The 20869-nt window shown below is 36.2% G+C and carries 20 protein-coding genes; 13 read left to right on the forward strand and 7 right to left on the reverse strand.

All coding sequences use genetic code 11. The features are described from left to right. Positions 1–22: 22 nt before the first annotated feature. The 6 genes from galU to DM447_RS15725 all read right to left on the reverse strand — a co-directional run bounded on the left by galU (position 23) and on the right by DM447_RS15725 (position 5595). Positions 23–910: a UTP--glucose-1-phosphate uridylyltransferase GalU gene (galU, locus tag DM447_RS15700; RefSeq protein ID WP_112182131.1), complete on the reverse strand. Its 888-nt coding sequence runs from the start codon at positions 908–910 to the stop codon at positions 23–25. 59 nt (positions 911–969) lie between these two features. After that, the gene (locus tag DM447_RS15705; RefSeq protein ID WP_112182132.1) at positions 970–1737 is read right to left on the reverse strand and encodes a tyrosine-protein phosphatase; all 768 of its coding nucleotides are present in this window, start codon (positions 1735–1737) and stop codon (positions 970–972) included. 428 nt (positions 1738–2165) lie between these two features. Next, the gene (locus tag DM447_RS15710) at positions 2166–2930 is read right to left on the reverse strand and encodes a tyrosine-protein phosphatase (protein WP_112182133.1); all 765 of its coding nucleotides are present in this window, start codon (positions 2928–2930) and stop codon (positions 2166–2168) included. Positions 2931–3236: 306 nt separating this feature from the next. Then, positions 3237–4004 carry a tyrosine-protein phosphatase gene (locus tag DM447_RS15715; RefSeq protein ID WP_112182134.1) on the reverse strand — a complete coding sequence of 256 codons (768 nt, stop codon included), beginning with the start codon at positions 4002–4004 and terminating at the stop codon, positions 3237–3239. Between the two features lie 150 nt (positions 4005–4154). Beyond that, a complete protein-coding gene (locus DM447_RS15720; RefSeq protein ID WP_112182135.1) occupies positions 4155–4853 on the reverse strand; it encodes a CpsD/CapB family tyrosine-protein kinase in 699 nt (232 codons plus the stop codon). Then, positions 4828–5595 carry a YveK family protein gene (locus tag DM447_RS15725; protein WP_112182136.1) on the reverse strand — a complete coding sequence of 256 codons (768 nt, stop codon included), beginning with the start codon at positions 5593–5595 and terminating at the stop codon, positions 4828–4830. Before DM447_RS15725 ends, DM447_RS15720 begins: the two co-directional genes overlap by 26 nt. Before the next feature lie 290 nt (positions 5596–5885). Between DM447_RS15725 and DM447_RS15730 the strand changes: the two genes are divergently transcribed. The 8 genes from DM447_RS15730 (at position 5886) to nrdG (ending at position 14095) form a co-directional block, all read left to right on the forward strand. Then, entirely contained in the window at positions 5886–6446 is a 561-nt protein-coding gene (locus DM447_RS15730; protein WP_198663178.1) for a nitroreductase family protein, read from the forward strand. Positions 6447–6771: 325 nt separating this feature from the next. Beyond that, positions 6772–7500, forward strand: a complete 729-nt coding sequence (locus DM447_RS15735; RefSeq protein WP_112182138.1) for an EAL domain-containing protein — start codon at positions 6772–6774, stop codon at positions 7498–7500. Between the two features lie 96 nt (positions 7501–7596). Beyond that, complete coding sequence (locus DM447_RS15740; protein ID WP_112182139.1) at positions 7597–8670, forward strand: C40 family peptidase; 1074 nt, start codon at positions 7597–7599, stop codon at positions 8668–8670. Between the two features lie 433 nt (positions 8671–9103). Beyond that, entirely contained in the window at positions 9104–10537 is a 1434-nt protein-coding gene (locus tag DM447_RS15745) for a zinc ribbon domain-containing protein (protein WP_157967867.1), read from the forward strand. Positions 10538–10559: 22 nt separating this feature from the next. Beyond that, positions 10560–11309: a zinc ribbon domain-containing protein gene (locus DM447_RS15750; RefSeq protein ID WP_157967868.1), complete on the forward strand. Its 750-nt coding sequence runs from the start codon at positions 10560–10562 to the stop codon at positions 11307–11309. A 75-nt stretch (positions 11310–11384) separates the two neighbouring features. Then, positions 11385–11537 carry a DUF1540 domain-containing protein gene (locus DM447_RS15755; protein WP_112182142.1) on the forward strand — a complete coding sequence of 51 codons (153 nt, stop codon included), beginning with the start codon at positions 11385–11387 and terminating at the stop codon, positions 11535–11537. Positions 11538–11729: 192 nt separating this feature from the next. After that, the gene (locus DM447_RS15760; RefSeq protein WP_112182143.1) at positions 11730–13616 is read left to right on the forward strand and encodes an anaerobic ribonucleoside triphosphate reductase; all 1887 of its coding nucleotides are present in this window, start codon (positions 11730–11732) and stop codon (positions 13614–13616) included. After that, positions 13613–14095 (forward strand): anaerobic ribonucleoside-triphosphate reductase activating protein, encoded by a 483-nt coding sequence (nrdG, locus tag DM447_RS15765; RefSeq protein WP_112182144.1) that lies wholly within the window; start codon positions 13613–13615, stop codon positions 14093–14095. Before DM447_RS15760 ends, nrdG begins: the two co-directional genes overlap by 4 nt. On the opposite strand, the gene DM447_RS15770 is transcribed toward nrdG, so the two are convergent. Further along, complete coding sequence (locus DM447_RS15770; RefSeq protein WP_112182145.1) at positions 14087–14653, reverse strand: nuclease-related domain-containing protein; 567 nt, start codon at positions 14651–14653, stop codon at positions 14087–14089. The genes nrdG and DM447_RS15770 overlap by 9 nt on opposite strands. A 225-nt stretch (positions 14654–14878) precedes the next feature. Between DM447_RS15770 and DM447_RS15775 the strand changes: the two genes are divergently transcribed. The 5 genes from DM447_RS15775 (at position 14879) to DM447_RS15795 (ending at position 20732) form a co-directional block, all read left to right on the forward strand. After that, positions 14879–15241 (forward strand): hypothetical protein, encoded by a 363-nt coding sequence (locus DM447_RS15775; RefSeq protein ID WP_112182146.1) that lies wholly within the window; start codon positions 14879–14881, stop codon positions 15239–15241. Between the two features lie 111 nt (positions 15242–15352). Beyond that, positions 15353–16309, forward strand: coding sequence for a magnesium/cobalt transporter CorA (gene corA / locus DM447_RS15780; protein ID WP_112182147.1), 957 nt, complete (start codon positions 15353–15355; stop codon positions 16307–16309). Between the two features lie 1140 nt (positions 16310–17449). Then, the gene (locus tag DM447_RS15785) at positions 17450–18268 is read left to right on the forward strand and encodes a nuclease-related domain-containing protein (protein ID WP_157967869.1); all 819 of its coding nucleotides are present in this window, start codon (positions 17450–17452) and stop codon (positions 18266–18268) included. A gap of 64 nt (positions 18269–18332) precedes the next feature. Then, the gene (locus DM447_RS15790) at positions 18333–19292 is read left to right on the forward strand and encodes a nuclease-related domain-containing protein (RefSeq protein ID WP_112182149.1); all 960 of its coding nucleotides are present in this window, start codon (positions 18333–18335) and stop codon (positions 19290–19292) included. Between the two features lie 246 nt (positions 19293–19538). Then, positions 19539–20732 carry an MFS transporter gene (locus DM447_RS15795; RefSeq protein WP_112182150.1) on the forward strand — a complete coding sequence of 398 codons (1194 nt, stop codon included), beginning with the start codon at positions 19539–19541 and terminating at the stop codon, positions 20730–20732. Positions 20733–20869: the final 137 nt, after the last annotated feature.

The raw sequence follows: 20869 nt of genomic DNA on the forward strand, positions 1-20869 counted from the left end.
TTTCTCTACTGATACTTTTTGTTTATTTTGATGTTGTTTTCATTTCTCCAACAATTTTTTGAAGTAATTGTTTTACATCCGAGCCGATCTCTTTATCTTGTAATGCATATTCAATTGTTGTTTGGATAAAGCCTAGCTTTTCTCCTACATCATGGCGACGTCCTTCGAAATCATACGCATATACTTTTTGAATTTCATTTAACATTTGGATTGCATCAGTTAACTGAATTTCTCCACCAGCTCCAACTTGTTGACGATCAAGGAATCGGAAAATTTCAGGCGTGAAGATATACCGTCCCATAATCGCTAAATTCGATGGTGCTGTACCTTTTGCCGGTTTCTCGACAAAATTATTCACTTGATAACGTCTACCATTTTGTTCTTTAGGATCGACAATACCATAACGATGTGTTTGATCTTCTGGTACTTGTTGTACACCAATTACAGATGATTGTGTGTCTTCATATTCATTGATTAGTTGTTTTAGGCATGGAACATCACTTTGAACGATGTCATCGCCTAAAAGTACAGCAAATGGTTCATCTCCAATGAATTTACGCGCACACCAGACAGCATGTCCTAAACCTTTTGGTTCTTTCTGACGAATATAATGAATATCCGCAAGATTAGAAGAATGACGTACCTTGTGTAATAAATCAAATTTCTCTTTCTCTTCTAAATTACGCTCCAGTTCAGGCGAATTGTCAAAGTGGTCTTCAATTGCACGTTTCCCTTTACCCGAAACGATAATGATATCTTCAATACCTGAAGCAACCGCTTCTTCAACGATATATTGAATCGTTGGTTTATCAACAATTGGTAACATTTCTTTTGGCATTGCTTTCGTCGCTGGCAAGAAACGAGTTCCTAATCCTGCTGCTGGTATAATTGCTTTTCTTACTTTTTTCATTAGTGTTATCTCCCTTACTGCGTTCTATAATTTAGTGTCATTTCGGATCTACTAATTTCTTAAAAGAGACCCATAAACTTTTTCTTTTTTATTCGTTCTGGTTCTTGTCCGATTACGGTTTGATTCTCTACAATATATTGTGCATTTTCCATAAAATAATACAGCATCGCATGACCAAATGTGTCTTTGATTACTGTATTCGCTTCTTGATTACGAAAACCTCTTGTTGTGATGTTATGTGCATCTGATGCAATAAAATGGGTTAAGTTTGCTTCAATTAAATCTAGACTAAAGCTTTTGATCTTTTTCCCAAACTTACCTGCGACACTTGCAGCGGTAACTTGGGTTAATGCACCATTTCGAACCATTTCAAATAACAAATTCGGATGTTCCATAATCGCTTTGTTTCTTTCTGGGTGCACGATAATCGGTTTTAAATCATGCACTTGCATATCAAATAGAAGTTGATTGGTAAAACGCGGTACAGAATTGGAAGGGAGTTCGACAAATAGATAGTCGCTCGTTTGATTTAAGGGTAGTATTTTTCCAAGATCATAGTCTTCAACCATTTCTCCATAAATACGTGTTTCTTGTCCTGGTAAAACAGTTAATGGTACCTCTTCTTCTTCTAATCTAGCATTTACTAGCTCAACAAGAGGTAGAATAGTTGACTTGGTATTGTTATAGCTACCGTTCTTATGATGTGGTGTAGCAATAATCGTATCGATACCTTGTGCTACTGCAGCTTTTGCCATTGCAACACTATCTTCCAAATGTTTCGCCCCATCATCGATATTCGGTAATATATGACAATGAATGTCGATCATAATGCTCCAACCTCTTTCTATTATAGAAATTAATCTTCCAAAACAATATTTACAGTATAACAGTCGAATTATGAAAATGAAATACGTTTTGTAACGTTTTCCTATAAAATGATTGTCGAAATTTGTGACTTTTTAACTATACCTTTTAATTCTGTGACCTAACACGCATGTATATTGAACTACTTTTTTTCCAGTAATTCTTAATGAGCTGTAATCAAAAGCTTATCTTTCGTCAAGTATACAACATATTCGCGTTAATAATAAGCCTTTTCCTATAGTTTGCATTGTGAATTTCTGTTAATGTTTGTGGCTATCTAAAAATGTTGATTAAACAGAAAAACCTTCCACTTAAAGTAGAAGGTTTTTACTCGCTATTGAAATAGAGTCTGCATTTATATTACTATTGGTCATCTTAAATAACTATACCGTTATTTATTCAAGAAATCCAAACGTTTCTTTTTCATCCGGACTGGTTCTTCGGTAATAACTGCCTCACCTTTGGTCAAATACATGGCATTTTCATAAAACAAATAAGTCATCTCATTCCCAAAATGTTTCCGTACTTTTCTTAAAGCTTCTTGATATGAATAACCTGAAGCTTTACTCGCTTCTGAGCCAATAAAATGTGCTAATCTAGCTTTCATAATTTCCAGTGTGAATTTTTGTGTTTTTCGTGAATTTTTACCTATAATACTGTCAGTTGCTAATTGAACAAGTGCTCCTTGTTTTACTAGTTCATATAACAGATCGGGATCTTCTCTGATAAAAGGATTCGTTTCTGGGTGTGCAATGATTGGCTTGTATCCTTTTATTTGCAAATTAAAGATAAGCTGCATCATATAAGCTGGAATGTGATTGCTCGGCAAGTCCATTAACAAATATCCCGGTGTTTCATTTATAGTAAGTAAGTGATCCTTCTCTAAGCTTTCAATCATTTCGCCATATATTCTTATCTCTTGTCCTGGTAGCACGGTTAACGCTAGTTGTTCTTCTTGAAGTCTTTGATTAAGTGTGTCTACTTGTTGGATAATCTGTTGTTTGAAATTATGGTATTGTCCATTCATATGTTTTGGGGTTGCGACTATTGTTTCAATCCCCTGTGCTAAAGCAGTTTTAGCAATAGCTACGCTCTCTTCAATATGTTTCGGTCCATTATCTATTCCAGGTAAGATGTGGCAGTTTATATCGATCATATGAACATCTCCTATCTCGATTTAGGGTTATTTCAATTAGGTTAGCACACTAGCATGTGTCAATGGATTAGAAGCTTTGTCACTTTATATCGATTGGCTTAACTTTTCTGAGAATATACTGTCAGTCTGTGTAATGAAGCTTTATCATCAACTCTATATACTAGTTTTACCAGACTATAGTCAGGAATACATATAACTAAAGTAATAGATTGGAGAATTTCCCACGAAAAATGTAGTGCACAAAAAGATCCTAAACCTATATGGCTTAGAATCTCTTTTCGTGGCATGTACTTTGCTAAGGTATGCTTACGACTTTCTAAATATACCTAACCCTTTTTTCTTGATATGTAATGGCTCGTCAGTCATTACTTCATGACCTTCTATTAAACTGACCGCGTTCTCAATAAAATAAAAAGCCTTTTCATCCCCAAATTGTTTGGTTATTTTCATTATTGCATCCTGAAATATATATTTTTTAGAAGATCGCACTTCTGAACCGATAAAATGAGCAAGATTAGATTCAATCAGTTGCATCGCAAATTTTTGCTCTTTTTTCGAGTTTTTACCGACTATACTAGCGCTTGCTAGTTGTGTTAGTGCACCCTTTTTAACTAAGTTATATAGAAGGTCTGGATCTTCTCGAATGATTGGATTCGTTTCTGGATGTGAAATAATCGGTTTTATACCCTTTATCTGCATATCATAAAACAGTTGAGTTATATAAGATGGAAAATGGTCTTTAGGTAATTCAATTAATATGTATTCTGTCGTTTCATTTAAAGACAATAAATGATCTTTCTCGAAATTAACAAGCATATCACCATAAACACGAATCTCTTGTCCAGGTAGGACTGTTAAAGCTATTTCTTCTTCTTGCAGTCTTTGGTTAAGGATAGCCACTTGTTGGATAATCTCCTGCTTTAAGTTATCGTGGTGCCCGTCCTTATATTTTGGTGTTGCAATAATAGTGTCTATTCCTTGTGCTACAGCGGCTTTAGCAATTGCAATACTTTCTTGCATGTGTTTTGTTCCACCATCAACTCCAGGTAAAATATAACTATGTATATCTATCATATTACCCATCTCCCATTGAATTAAATCTATTACTTTATGCCTAATCGTAACACAAGTCACCATGTCGATGGATAGGAGTGTTTGTCGATTTCTATAAATTTACTTTTATGTAAAGAAAAAACCTGTCACAAGATTGTGACAGGTTACAGGTTAATTACCACCGTAATAGTAATAGTTACTTCCTTTTTTCATTTCTTTGTCATTAAGAATAACACCAAGTAATTTTGCCTTTGCTGGATCTAATAATTCACGTGCCTTTTGCGCAGCTTCATATTCTGTTTGCTTACTACGTACAACAAGCAATGCACCATCACAAATATTCGCTAAGATTTGTGCGTCTGTTACAGCAAGAACAGGTGGTGTATCAAATATTATCAAATCATAATGTTCTGAAGCATCATGAATCAATTTCTCCATTGCTCGTGAACCAAGTAATTCTGATGGATTCGGTGGAATTGGACCACATGTTAGAATATCCAAATCTGGCGTGTCGCTTTTTTCTATTGCTTCATCTAACGTTGTTTCTCCTACTAATACACTACTTAAGCCTCTGCGATTGTCGACACGGAAAGTATAATGTACAGTTGGCTTACGCAAGTCCGCGTCAACCAGTAAGATTTTCTTCTCTTGTTGGGCAAATACAATTGCCAAGTTTGCAACGGTTGACGACTTTCCTTCAGAGGGTCCAGAAGATGTAACAAGCATCGTTTTCATTTCGCCATCAACTGCTGAGAATTGTAAGTTCGTACGAATCGTTCGGTATTGCTCTGAAATAGGTGAACGCGGATTCAACTTTGTAATCAAATGACGTATCACATTATTTTTAGCTAGTTTTCTTTGTTTTGCCACCGAAATTCCCCCTCTCTCGATTACGCGCTGAGCCCTGTGTTGGGTAATGTGTTGATGCTAGATCACTTTCAGTAATATGTGAGATCACACCTAGCACTGGCAAGTCGAGTTTGTGCTCAATATCTTCTTCTGTCTTAATCGTGTTATCCAAGTATTCAAGCAGAAAGGCTAATCCCACACCAACCATTGCACCAAGGACAAGTGCGATTGCGATATTAAGTGGTGGATTCGGACTAACAGGTTGTGGATCTGCAGCAGTTGTCGCTTCTGATAATACACTAACATTATCCACATTCATTAAATCAAAAATATCACTTTCAAAGATTTCTACTGTTTGGTTTGCAATAGCCGTTGCCATCTCTGGATCCGGGTCAGTCGCAGTTACAGTCACAACTTGTGAACTATCTTCATTTGCTACGCTGATCTTTTCACTTAATGTACCAGCTGAAATGGTTAAATCTAATTCTTCCACTACTTGATCTAAGATTCGTGAGCTTTTAATAATAACGTTATACGTACTAATAATTTCAACATTCGAACGAATTTCATTCACATCGACGCTATCGTCTTCGCTTGATTTTTGATTTACAATGAATTGAGAAGTAGATTGATAGGTAGGAGTTAAGAGAAAGTAACTAACAAAACCACTAACAAGTGCAGCTCCTAAGGTAAGCATAATGATCAGTACTAAGCGCTTTTTCAGCACCTCGAATATTTCTTTCAATGATATAGTTTCTTCCATAGATATGATCCCCCTGAAGCTTATTATAATCATGTATTATTTTTATGAAATAAGTAACAAAAGGAATTATATCATATCTATTTGTCAAATTGGGACTATTATTATAAATTCATCTATAAAAAATATTGCCAAATTTATTCTTATGAGGGTCCTTTACATATTATTTTTATTATGTAAGAAACGGTTTAGTTTACTCTCTACCTATTATATAGAAAAGCTTTAGAAGTTGCTCCTGTTTCCAATTTGTTCTATAATTTTGAACAGATGCGTAACACTAGGAGGAATAAATAATGTCAATCGAAAACTCTCGCAAAGCTGATTATCCAATTCACCCGCAGTTTGTTAACAGGTGGTCACCACGTTCTTTCTTAGATAAAGAGGTACCTGAAGAACTACTCTACAGCACATTAGAGGCTGCACGTTGGGCACCGTCAAGCGGTAATAGTCAACCATGGCGCTTTATTATTGCACGGAATGACGCTGATCGTGCGAAATTTCATCGTTTTATCATGGATGGAAATCGAACATGGTGTGAGCAAGCTCCAGTTCTAATTTTATTACTTTCAGACCAAACAGGTGGGGCACATACTTTTGATGCCGGGACAGCTTGGGGCTACTTAGCTTTACAAGCAGCGGAAAATGGCCTTAGTACACATGCAATGGGTGGTTTTGATAAAGAGAAAGCACGTGAAGTATTGGGTATCCCCGCTACTTATGATCTTCATGCTGTCATCGCGCTTGGCTATCAAGGCGAGAAAGAAGCGCTATCTGCTGTCTTGCAAGAAAGAGAAACACCTTCTCCAAGACGCCCGTTAAGTGAAACCGTTTATGAAGGTACTTTTAAAGAATAATAGATCGATAGATGACTGGTTTCGCTTATGCGGAACCTGTTTTTATGTCATTAGTTATAATTTACTAACATGTAATAGTGTATAATAGGTAAAATGATATTTATTTGACGAAACAGTTGGTTTTTTGGCGGATTTTGGTATAATATAAACCAATAATATGTAAACGCATTTTTATATAAAACGTTATTGATAACTACTAGGTTAACGAATCGAGAGCGCAACGAATCCTTAAGCTACATAACCACTAAACATACATATCTGTGAACCAACTACATGAAATATCCGCTATTATCAGCAGATACTAAAAGAAAAGGAGCGCGTACCTATGTTAATTGATCAATTTATCGAAGAAGAACAATTCCATCATTTTTTTCAACCTATCTTTGATGTGAAAGGTTTGAAAAAGATTGGTAATGAAATATTGCTACGTTCAAATGTTTATCAAAATCCTGAACAAGCCTTCCTAGCGGCAAAAAAAGCGAATAGACTCTATGATTTAGATACACGTTCAATTCATAACGCCTTATTTACCTATCAGGAAACAGACTTTTCTAAGACGGGGCAGTTACTATTTATTAATGTTTTTCCATCGACTATTTCTCATCCGAATTTTAATAGATTTCTAGATCAATTAACTACAGAACTAGCACTAACTAGTAGCAAAATGGCACTCGAAGTTTCTGAATCTGAGTTAATTGAACACCCCGACAATTTTCTTCAGCACCTTCAATCACTTAAACAACAAGGATTTGCAATTGCGCTCGATGATGTTGGAAAAGGCTATGCAAACTTCGATATGCTCATTAAAATGGAGCCAGATTATATTAAGCTTGATCGTTTATTCTCAGATCAACTCGACATTTCCAAAAAGAAACAAGACCTCGTCCGCTTCTTTCTTCACTATTGTCATGAAAATAATGTTGATTTGATATTAGAAGGTATCGAAACAAAAGCAGAAATGGAGATGGCACAGCAGTTAGATATACCTTATGCACAAGGTTTCTTCTTAGGTAGGCCTGCTCCTTCTAGTAACTGGATTACAGTGCATTCATAAAACTACCAAAATAAGCCCTAAAATTTACCGCTTCATGCTATACTATACAAAAGTAGACAAACGCGTACAAGTCAACTTAAAGAGGAGAGTGAAATAGTGAAAAAAACATTGATAAGTCTTTCTGCAGGTGCAGTTATCGCTACTGCTTTCACAGCAACAACTGCTGACGCCGCAACATACACCGTTCAAAAAGGTGACTCTTTATGGTCCATTGCACAAAAAAATAAAACAACTGTCACACAGTTATTAGATATTAACAAACTATCAAGTTCGATAATCTTTCCCAACCAAAAGTTAGAAACAACAAAAGCTACAACAAGTACGACAAATACAGCAACAACTGAAAAGAAGACAACATCTACAACAACTTCAAAAGCTACAACTTATAAGGTTAAATCAGGTGACTCTTTGAGTAAAATAGCATCTGCTCATGGTATTTCCTTAAGTAATTTAATGAAATGGAATGACCTTGATTCAACGTTGATCTATCCGAATGATGTATTAACAGTCTCTAATTCTTCATCTGCTTCCACATCAACATCAACAACTACAGATACTAAAACGGCAACAACAGAGACAGCTTCTAAAACAACATCCGCAACAAAGTACACTGTTAAATCTGGTGATTCTTTGTGGAAGATTGGGCAAAAGTATAGCGTCTCAATTACTGAGTTGAAAAAGCAAAACAACTTAAGTTCTGATATTATTCGTGTTGGACAAGTTCTTTCTATCGGAACAACAGCGACAAAGACAGAATCTGCGAGTTCTTCTTCCGCTTCTGAGACTGCATCTAAAACAGTTGATTATGATGTCACAAAGCTTTTAGAACAAGCAAAATCATACTTAGGTACGTCCTATTTATTCGGTGGATCAAATCCTAGTGCTGGCTTTGATTGTAGTGGTTTTATCTATCATACGTATAATAAAGCAGGTAAAGAAATTAGTAGATTATCAAGTGATGGCTATTATAACCGTTCTTATTATGTGAATACACCTCAATTAGGTGACTTAGTCTTTTTTGAGAATACGTACCGTAAAGGAATTTCCCATCTTGGTATCTATGTTGGAGACAACAGCTTCATTCATGCTGGATCAAGTGGTGTTCAGATTTCAAGCCTAGACAATTCTTATTGGTCAAGCCACTTTGAAGGATTTAAACGTTTTTATTAAAGGTTAAGAGGATCTCACGATGTGTGAGGTCTTTTTTTTGTGTTTTTTAAATATATTAAGCGCAACTTTCGCAGAGTTAAATTTGACTTCGTGCTCCTTCCGAAAGCAAGATTACGATACATTTTACGTACGTGATACATAATGTTAACGCGACATACCGCTCTGGAAATATACTTCGCTTTCCGTGGGCACGACTTCAGCTAACTTTGCTAATGCTTGCAATATTTGCTCGCTTTCCGCTTGTTCCATCTTCTAAACCCCTCCTTCATGTGTGAGTCTATCTTAACATATCCTTTTCTATTAGCCGACAATTTTTCAGCGTAAGTTTATTCCATAATTCAGCAAATCCCGACAAATTCTTATGGTGACTTTTACCTATTTACGCTATAATTAAAAATTGGTATGACAATCTTATTATGAAAGGATGACAACGATGAATTACTGCAAAGAATGCGGGCATGCGCTTAAAAATGATGCACAGTTTTGTTCAGCATGCGGAACACAAACACAGCCGCAAGTTAGTAAACAACTACCTGCTCGATCGTCATGGGGAACTAAGATAAGACAAGCGACTAAAAAGCAAAAAGTAATCGCGATTAGTGTACTTGCTTTACTTGTTCTTTTAATCGGGGGCCATCAAGTCGGCGCGAATATGACGGATAAGAACCGCATCATCGAAAAGTTTGAAACAGCGTTACATGAAGAAGATGCAAAAACAATTGCAAGTATGCTACAAACAAGTGATGAACGGTTAGATATCACGGAAGAGAAAGTTTCTGAACTATTAACGTTGATCGCTGAAACACCTTCTGCCCAACAATATTTTATTAACGAACTGGAATCACAGGCAGATGCTTACGAACAAGGTGAAACAATAGAATCAAGTACTATTTTTTCACTTGAAAAAGAAGGAAAGACCGCTCTTATCTATGATAACTATTTTATCGAAGTGATGCCGTTTTATTTTCAAGTTGGTACGAACATGACTGATGCAAAACTTTTTCTTGGAGAAGAGGAAATTGCAACTAGTGATGCAGATCAATTCACAAAAGAGTATGGACCAGTTTTACCTGGCGTATATACGTTACGTTCGAGTTATAGCAATGACTATACTGTTTTGGAGAATGAGTCTACCATTGAGTTACTAGAGCCTTATCATCAAGATCAATACGTTGATCTTTCACTTTACGGGGAATATGTTTCTTTTAACACAGAATACGCTTCAATCGCTGATTCAATTAGCTACTTCGTTAATGATACCGAACTAGACATTTCAGAAGACGAAGATTTTGGTCCCGTTTCAGTAGATGGTTCAGTGGAAGCTCACGCTGTCTTGACTTTCCCATGGGGAGATGTAACAACTGAAAAAACACCAATTGATTATGCTTATATTGATTTAGCTGTGCCTAATCCTTTTAATGAAGAAATGCAGACAGATATCATTAACACCATCCATGCATTTGGACAAGATTATGCGCTAGCTGGTGAAGCAATGGATGCGTCTTTATTCACGACAGCAACAGATGCATTTATAACGGAAGAAGCATATAGCAACTACAGCTATATGGAAGATTGGGACGAGCGTTGGACTGGCACATATAAAAAAGCTGTTGTTGATTTAGATAGTTTCTACTTGTATCAAACAGACGATACATATGAATTAAGTGTAAATGCTGCGTTTTATTACGATGATGCAGCAACCTACTATGTAGACGATGAAGAGATAGATACCGCCGAGGAGATTAATGAATGGGAAATCACATTCGTATATCAAGCCGATGAAGCTAGCTGGTTAGTAGCTGATTATGCTGGCCTTTGGTCATTTAATGATGAAAACACAGTCGAACGTGTTGTTGAAACAAATTAATTATAACTAAGGGGAAATGAAAATGAATTGTCCAAATTGTCAAGCACCACTAGAGTCAGACGCAAAGTTCTGTACAAACTGTGGGGTGAAAATAGATCACATACAAACGGAAAACACTGATACAGAGCCTGTACAATCAACAGGAACAGCACCTAGTCAGACAACCGATTATGTCCAGCAAGGAAAAGATATTAGCAAACAATATTGGCACTTCATTCCTAGTGCATTAGCAAATCCTTTTGCGGCAAGTAAACATGCAGGTCCAACTAATAAAATAAACGGTCTGATTACGCTGATTTTATTTTCTTTACTGATTCCGTTATTTTCTTATATTAGCTTATCATCTTATTTTAGACCGCCATTTGTTGAAATGGTAGTGAAGCCATTCTTTATTTTTATTATCTTTTTCGCGCTATTACTTGCGGTTAAATATGGTGTTGCAAAGTTAATGAAAGCAGACGTTTCCTTTCTAAATGTTATGACTCGTTTTGGTATATTGATGGTTTTACCAACAGTGACAGCTTTAGCTGCTGTTTTATTCACCATTTTAGGTGTTGAAGATTTCAGCATTATTTTACTAATCCTTTCGATGAGTCTTGCTAGTATAGCGAGTTTCGCGACTGTTTTTTCGATTAAAGAGAAAGCACCTGCTACAGGTGGGCTTGATGTTTTTTACGGCGTTGTTCTAACATATGTTGCAATGGCGATCATTTTATTGATTATTGGCGATAGTATTTTGTATGAATTGGAAAACAGTTTTTACGGATTTTAGGATTTAGTTGTCAATAACTAACACGGATTATTTTTGATGGTTCTTGATAAACTACTGTCATAGGAGGTGGGCGCATTGGCTAAAGATGTTCTATGTGAAGTGCACAATTGCAAGTACTGGGCGAAAGGGAATCATTGCAGCGCAGAAGCTATCTATGTAGTAAGCCATCATGGTAAAAGTGCTGCAAACCAAAGAGAAACTGATTGTCAAACATTTGTACAGCAATAAGCACACCTTCTTTATCGGAACGGATTCAGTTAGCCACTGGATCCGTTCTTTCTATTTTATAAGATAAAAAATTTCTACTGTGATATATCGCACAGTTTTCTGTTCTATCTTCGTGCTAAACTATTTCATATGTACTATATATAGATTATTTCAGTATATAAATACAATATATTGTAATCGGAGTGATAAACTATGCACACACATATAGAAACAGAAGACATGCTATTACAGTCGTTAGACGACATTGTTTATGCAAGTAATCAAGATCTTATCCAAGAGAATGCCAATGTCGATGGCCAATCACCGATGGGACAGATGTCGAAATTCGGATCAGAAGCAGCAAAACATTATGCCAAACAAAAAATGTTAAGCACGGATGTCAGCCAAGCAATTGCAGACAATTTCATCCATCCACATGATCTAGATTTCATGCCAACTGGTACGACAACTTGCTGTCAGATTCCACTTGGTAAGATTTTAAAAGATGGTTTTAATACTGGACATGGCTATATGCGTGAACCAAATGATATCGGAAGTGCGATGGCTTTAGCGTCTATTATTTTTCAATCTAATCAAAACATGCAACATGGTGGACAAAGTTACCCTATGTTTGATTTTGATCTTGCACCATATGTATATAAAACGTTTTTAAAGCATAAAAAGCGTTTGACGAACTATGTGACACGTTATACAAGTATAGAAATTGCAACTATTGCATGGCATGAAACTGATCGTGATGTTTACCAAGCTTGTGAAGCTTTTGTCCACAATTGCAATTCCATGCACTCGCGTGGTGGTGGCCAGGTACCATTCGTATCAATTAATTATGGAACGGACACTTCTATGGAAGGTCGTTTAGTAATGAAGAATATCTTGCTCGCAACAAAAGCAGGACTTGGTAACGGAGAAACACCTATCTTTCCGATTCAAATTTTCAAAATGAAGAAAGGTGTTAATTTTGAACCGGATGAGCCAAATTATGACTTGTATCAATTAGCACTTGAAACGACTGCTAAACGTTTGTTTCCAAACTTTAGCTTTATCGATTCCACATTTAATTATCCCTATTATGACGGTTCGCCTGAATCAGAAGTAGCCTATATGGGCTGTCGAACACGGGTGATGGCTAATCGACATGGAGACGAGACGGGTGTACAACGTGGCAATTTATCGTTTACTTCGCTTAATTTAGTGAAAATGGCTTTATTAACAACTAGTGAAACTGCATTTTTTGAAAAGCTTGATCATTATATGACACTTGCGATTAAACAATTACTCGAGCGTTATCAGTTTCAAGCAAAAAAACAAGCACAACATTTCTCCTTTCTCTACGGACAACAAGTTTGGAAAGATAGTGATCAGTTAGAAGCAAGTGACCAGTTAACAGATGTTTTAAAACATGGCACATTAAGTATCGGTTTTATTGGTTTGGCTGAAGCACTTGTCGCACTTACAGGTGAACATCACGGCGAGTCTGATGAAGCCTATCAATTAGGCTACCGTATTGTTGAACATATGCGTATGTTCGTTGATCTAGCTGCAGAGCGTTATGACTTAAATTTCTCGTTAATCGCAACACCAGCTGAAGGTTTGTCAGGAAAGTTCACTAAAAATGATCAAGCTGTATTCGGTAAAATCCCTCGGGTAACTGATCGTAACTATTATACAAATTCTTATCACGTACCTGTTTATTATAAAATAAGAGCATTTGATAAGATTAAAAAGGAAGGCGCTTTTCACAAGTTATGTAATGGTGGCCATATTTCCTATATTGAATGTGATGGCGATGTCTCAAAAAACACCAAAGCACTTGATACACTGATTAAAACGATGTCAATGAATGACTTTGGCTACGGATCGATTAATCACCCTGTCGACCGTTGTACATGCTGTGGCTATACCGGTATCATCGATAACGAATGCCCTAAGTGTCATAATAACGATCAAGAAAAAGTCGAACGGATCAGACGAATCACAGGTTATCTTGTTGGAGACATGAAGAAGTGGAACTCTGCCAAACGCGCAGAGGAAAGCCAACGTGTCAAACACCAAACAAGCAGTAAGGATACAAAGCAATGAGGGTAATGAATATTATTCATGATTCCGTTGTCGATGGCGAAGGGTTGCGGACAGTTATTTTTTTCGCAGGCTGTCCTCACTTCTGCCCAGGGTGTCATAACCCTGCTAGTTGGAACATTCGTAATGGTATTGAGATGTCCGTAGAAGAAGTCGTCCAAGAGGTCGCTAGTAATCCTTTAACAGATGTGACCTTATCAGGTGGGGAGCCTTTTTTTCAAGCAAAAGAAGTTGCAGAGGTTGCAAAGCGATTGAAAGATTTAGGAAAACATATCTGGGCATATAGCGGTTATACTCTCGAACAGCTGATAGATGCAGAAGATGTCCATCAACGCGAGCTACTTTCCTATTGTGACGTACTAGTGGATGGGCCGTTTATCTTAGCTAAAAAAGACTTAACACTATCCTTTCGAGGCAGTAGTAATCAACGCATTATTGATTTGCATAAAATAGATGTTCCATTAGAAAAGGCTTCACTTTGAGTGAGCCTTTTCTAGTGTTTGCAGTTTCTCCGTTAGTTTTGTTACGTTTTCCTTACTTAAGCGTGGCGTTTTATACGTCTCAATACTTGCAACGATATCATCATACAAGACGACGGTTTTATTCTTCATTAGACTTGGATCAATTGCTAGAATAGCTTTGTTCGAAAAGGCAACAATAGTCGTTATGTACTTCTCATTTAATTGCAAAAATTCTGCTACGTGCTGCTTTCTTTGTTCGTTAGCTCTTAATGGATTAATGAATGGTGTCTGTTTCTTTTTCACTTGAAAAAGCCATTCTTCATCTGTTTCCTTTCCATAAATAGAGCCATCATAATTTTCTCTTTTAATCAAAAAGACTCCGTATATCGAAATGACCACATGATCAAGTCGTTCCGCTTCTGGTAGTTGAACAGCTGAGACTATCTTGTATTCGTTCTCATTTAACGCCTGTAACTTTTGTTGGACATAACTTGAACCCACTTTTTTTCTCAATCTTGTGTAAACTGCACTTATCACAATAATAATCGCTAATACTAGAAAGACATATAAATCAGACATGGTTTTTCCCCCCTCATTTTATTAACTAATTGTCATTTCATCATAACATGCATATAAGCACATTATCTTGTATTATTACTATTTACTAGCTAATAGTTATTATAATTAGTGAATATGTCACTTTTAGGTTGTTTTATGTTAATTTTTGCTTGTTTTCATTGACTTTACAGCGGTTTATCGGTAGTCTAAAAACATTACTGAAAATACAAAAAAGGAGTGAACACATTGTCTAGAGACCATGCACGTGCGCATTTTGCAGATTCTCCCGAAACAGAAGCTACATTTAAAGTAATGAATTGTGAAAGTATCAATAAAACAAGTAGTCAGATCCGTTTACATGAACTAAGTGTCAAAGGGTTACGCTTTTCTACTACCACTGCATTCTCAGTTGGGGATCATATAGTAATAAATTTACGATTGTTCGCACCAACCAATCACATTTTTGGTGAAGTGATTTGGAAAGAACAAGCGCACGAACCAGCTGATTACACGTATGGGATAAAAATTATTATGTCAGACTATGATTACTATCAATTTATGAACTCCTATGATGCCTACATAAAGAACAAGAAACAGTCCGCGCACTAATAAGGTAATACTTACTATATTATAATTTTTCTGATTACTTGATTACTTGATTACTTGATTACTTGTTTATTTTTAATAGCTATACTAGACTATTTGAAGAGGTGATAGTCGATGATACATATTCTAGCTATAAATAACAATAATGAATTAGTGCAACTGAACAGCCTTGATGCACTTAAACAAGAAGCCTACAAATGGTATTGGATTGACTTTGATCAACCTAGTGATAAAGAAGTGCATTATTTGCACGATAGTTTAGACTTTCATCCACTAGCAGTTGAAGATTGTCTCCAAAACTTACAACGTGCCAAGTTAGATTATTATGATGATTTTAGTTTTTTCATTATGCATGCGCTTCAACCAGACGATTTAATACAATTAGAACACGATTTTTTCCTTAATCCTAATTATATTGTCACTTTTCATAAACAAGCTTCCACTGAAATCGAAAGCGTTTGGAAACGTTTATTGTATATAAAGAAACATGATTTAGAGTTGTGGGATCCCTATCGCGTATTTTATGAAGTGTTAGATAAAATTGTTGATCGGTACTTTCCAATTGTTTATGCAATTGAAGATGAGCTTAATAAGGTAGAAGATAATTCAAACCAAGAGGCAATGCCAGCACTACTTGATAAATTATTTGATATTAGACATCAGCTTTTACAATTACGACATACAATTAATCCTGTGCGTGATTTGTTTTACCGGATGTTAAATTCAAGTCATTTAAGTGGTATTAACGATCGCAAAGTCTACTTTGCTGATATTTATGACCATTTGATTAAATTATCGGAAATGGTTGGATCGAATCGTGAAGTGGCTAACGATATCCGTGATAATTATTTGTCATTAAACTCACACCAAACAAATGAAGTGATGAAAGTCCTAACCATCATCACCTCTATATTTGCACCATTAACTTTCATCGCTGGAATTTACGGTATGAACTTTGTTAACATGCCTGAACTCGAATGGGAATATGGCTATTTTATCGTACTTATTGTTATGGCTGCCATGTCAATTACGATGTATGCATGGTTCAAACGTAAAGGATGGTTTAATTAGAGAGGTTCCGAATATGGAGCTTCTTTTTGTTTGATTATTATTTTTTATTTATTATTTATAACTTTTGCAGAGTGAATCAGGCATTTAAGTATCGGTATTACTTGGAAGTCTCACAATCCATAATAGACCTTGACTTCACGCTTCTTTTGAAATCATCTTACGAACTTGAGAGAAACTCTGTGGTAAATATAACTGCTTCGCTCCTCAAGCGAAATGGGCTCCCTTTCCGCAGGCACGGCTTCAGCTAACTTGGAAGCAAAAAACGCTTCCAAGTGGATCTTCAGCCCGTGCTGTTCCTGCAGGAGTGTCGCCCATCTCGATTGATCCGCTAGTTTAGTCTGCTAATTAAGCATCATATAAAATGTTTGTTATTTGTCATTAAAATATAAGTTAGCAAAAATTAAATCAACTGCATACAAAGCTGCCACTGCTATGCTTCTTTGAATAGCTATTCGAATTAGTTTATAAAACAGGCAATCGGTCGCTGGACAGACTTTAAAAGTAATACATTATCTGCTTGTCATAAAGATTGATTGTGCTTATCACAATAGTTGTTCAGCATTATACGGATTGATTGTAGCGTAAGGCAGTCGACTCCTGCTGGAAAAGCAAGATCTGAAGATCCACTTCGTAAAACGATTTTCTTTACGAAGTTAGCTGAAGACTTGCCCGCGGAAAGCGACTGCCTGAAGCGGAAATCAACATGGCAGTTAAGATAGAGTCTATAGTAATTCTGTCATTGACAACAATCTTTTAGAAAGCAGACCTTTTTAATGAATGTCAAGTAGTATAACAAATATAGTCGAAACGCAACACACAAAGATTAGCGCTTATTTTAAGTGAGAAAGTTACGTTATTTAAGCTATCTGAACGAAAGATTCATCTACAATTAATTGTCATTTTGTTACACTTTAAAATTTTGTAAAATAATTGTAATTATTTATGGAATTTTTTTGATTATTATTTTATAATCTAATAAAAGCAAAGGAGGTAAACTAACTGATCCTATTTCCTAATATAAAAACGAGTGAACACAAACAATTAGATGCACTTATACCTAGACTACATCAAGGAAATCCAAGTTACCAAAAACTTCACTATCATCACAAAAGGATTGCAAATGCCTATCTAGGTACCAATGTGTTAAATGAATTACTGTATAAGAAAGAGTTATATCAAAAATTCATCTTCTATAATTTACGGCTTCCTAAAAAAGACGCAGGCTATTTCAAATTAAACGCACTCATTATCACACCCTATGTTATCTATTTGATTGTAGTTATGCATGTTAAAAATGAACTTAACTTTAACACAATCGGAAAATTTACATACCTGAATAATGGCGAAACAATAACGGCCCCAAATCCGTTACATGATGCAAACACCCAGATAGCACACCTTCACCAATTCCTAGAACAACATGGACTCCCTCCGATACCGCTTCACCCTATCGTTACCTTTACACACCCAAAAGTAATTTTGAACTTTGATAGCAACTTCGATGATATGGTTAAAAGCAAGTTTTTACTACAGCGTATTACCATGCTACGTTCCATCTATCAAAAGCGATTCTATCAAATCGACCAGCTAGAGTACCTCGCAAATCAACTAAAAAATCAAAACAGACCACAAAACTATAATGTGATTAAGAAACATCAGATTCCAACACAAGACATTCGAAATGGTGTATGGTGTCGCAAATGCAAACAAGAAATGATGCAACGTAAACAAGGCTACTGGAAATGTACTAGCTGCCATAGCCGTTCCAATAGCGCGCATATCATTGCCTTACATGACTATGCATTACTTTATCGTCCACAGATTACAAACAAAGAAGCACGTCACTTTTTACAAGTTGATTCAGCTACTGTGGTGACAAGATTATTAGGTTGTTTAGATATTAAACAAAGTGGTTATGCAAAAACGTCATCTTATCATTTAGATACATTGATTAAATAATTTTGATTTGGTAGCGCTCTTTTGAAAAGCGCTACTACTATTCATAAAGAGAGGAATTAATATCTTGATTATAAAACCCCTACAAAAAAATCCAGAACTCAAACAGTTAGAAGTGCTTATGCCTAGACTCTTACACCGTGAGCCAATGTTCCAACAATTAGAGCATGTATATGGTAAGTATACTAGTGGATTTTATGGCGAATCCTCTCTTGCTTATCCTTTTCAGTTATTACATCTAAAATCAGCTTTCATTTTGTATGACTTGCGACTACCCTGTGTTAGTGACTATTTCCAGATTGATGCCTTACTTTTAACACCTAGATTAGGTATTATTATTAAAGCAAAAAATTTCAAAGGAGAAATCACGTTCAACCAATCTGACCAAATGATTCGAACACTTGATGGAAAAAAGAACAGTTACAAAAACCCCCTCCACCAAGCCGCTATCCAAAAAAGGCATCTTGAAAGCTATATTATGAGAAACGGTTTCCCCTTCTTACCGATTCATACACTCGTATCATTTACCCATCCCAATGTGATTCTTCAATTCAATCAGCGAGAACCCGATATCGTGGACAACCACCACCTCTCACTCCGAATAGATGAACTTTTACAACAATACCAAGCTAATTATTATACGAAAGAACAACTCAAGAAACTTGCTAATAAGCTGAAAAATAACCATACGCCTAAAACGTATAATGTGATCGAAAAGTATCAGATTAATAGAAGTAATATTAGAAATGGTGTTTGGTGTCCTGTTTGTAAAAAGGTAATCATGAATCGTGCACATGGCTATTGGATCTGCCCAGTTTGTAAAGTAAAAAATAGAGAAGCACATATCCAAGCATTGAAAGAATATGCGCTATTATTTGGATCTACTATCACGAATCGACAAGCTAAAGCATTTTTACAATTAAAATCGAGCCACATCGTCAAGCGTCTACTGGCTAATATGAAGTTATCTTATGTTGGTAAAACAAAAGGCATTGTATACTCACTTCTGTCTTTATTAGATGACTGACCTAGATGGCGATCGCCTTATCATTCTGAGTTTCGCCCGATTCGGCTTGCGTTCGCCCGATTATCTGAGTTTTCGCCCGATTCGTGCTGCGTTCGCTCGATTGATCACGCGCCCATTCGACTCATCTCTCACCATTATCAAAGCCAAAATTGATAAATTCTATACTTATCGGCGAATCTAGTTAACAAAGTCTTTTATCTTGTGTATAATATATTTCGAGTGCCGAAAGAAAGAAGGAATATAATTATGGCAGATAATGCACGGACGCAAACAAAGACAGCAATAAATGAAGATAAGATTTGGACGAAAGATTTTGCCTTAATATGTATGGCAAACTTTTTTATTTTTCTCGGGTTTCAAATGACTTTGCCTACGATTCCTCTGTTCGTACAAGAGCTAGGTGGAAGTGATCAATTAATTGGGTTAATTACTGGTATTTTTACATTTTCCGCACTATTATTCCGGCCATATGCTGGACATGCTCTCGAATCAAAAGGACGACAATTTGTTTATATGATTGGACTCGGAATTTTCGTTTTATCTGTTGCCTCCTATTCTATTATTACAAGTATTGGTTTTCTGATTGTGATGCGTATGGTACAAGGGGTTGGTTGGGGATTTTCTACAACTGCAACTGGAACGATTGCAACGGATTTAATTCCACCTAAGCGACGCGGGGAAGGAATGGGCTATTTTGGGCTATCTGGGAATTTAGCACTCGCATTTGGTCCAGCACTTGGATTGGCATTAGTAGATATTATTAGCTTTCCACAGCTGTTCTTAATCTGTGGATCACTTGGTTTTGTTTCCTTTTTATTGTCAACACGCATACGTTATAAAAAGATCGAGGCATCACAACATAAAGCGGCAACTATTAAATTTGATATTTTTGAGAAAAGTGCGATTAAACCTGCTATCTTACTCTTCTTCATTACCGTAACATTTGGTGGTATTGCGTCTTTTCTACCACTATACGCAACACAAAAAGGTATTGAAGGAATTGGCATTTACTTTCTCTTCTATGCTCTATTCTTAATGATATCACGGAGTTTTGCTGGTAGACTTTATGACGCTAAAGGTCATATTGCCGTATTTCTTCCTGGCACACTCATGATTGTAACTGCGATGCTCTTATTAGTTTGGTTACCAAACTCTCTCGTTTTATATATCGCGGCTGCGTTCTATGGACTCGGATTTGGAAGTGTTCAACCTGCTTTACAAGCATGGGCAATTAATGAAGCTGCAGCTAACCGTAAAGGAATGGCTAATGCTACTTTCTTTGCATCCTTTGACCTTGGTGTCGGTGTTGGTGCAATGACATTTGGCTTAATTGCCGCAAGCTTTGGCTATAGCTTCATTTACTTAGTTTCAGCTTTCTCTGTTATTACATCAATGATGATTTATATTAGCTTGTTGTTTAAGAATGGACGGAAAGCCTAATAAAAAGAGGCTGGGACAAAACTCAGATAAACAATAAAAAGTTGCATCTTCCAACGGTAGTTGGAAGATGCAACTTTTTTATAAAATCGAAAATTTTAGTAAGTAAAAAAGGATACCTTCTGATAAAATTAAAGTAC

The organism is Paraliobacillus zengyii (assembly GCF_003268595.1).
Classification (GTDB): Bacteria; Bacillota; Bacilli; order Bacillales; family Amphibacillaceae; genus Paraliobacillus_A; species Paraliobacillus_A zengyii.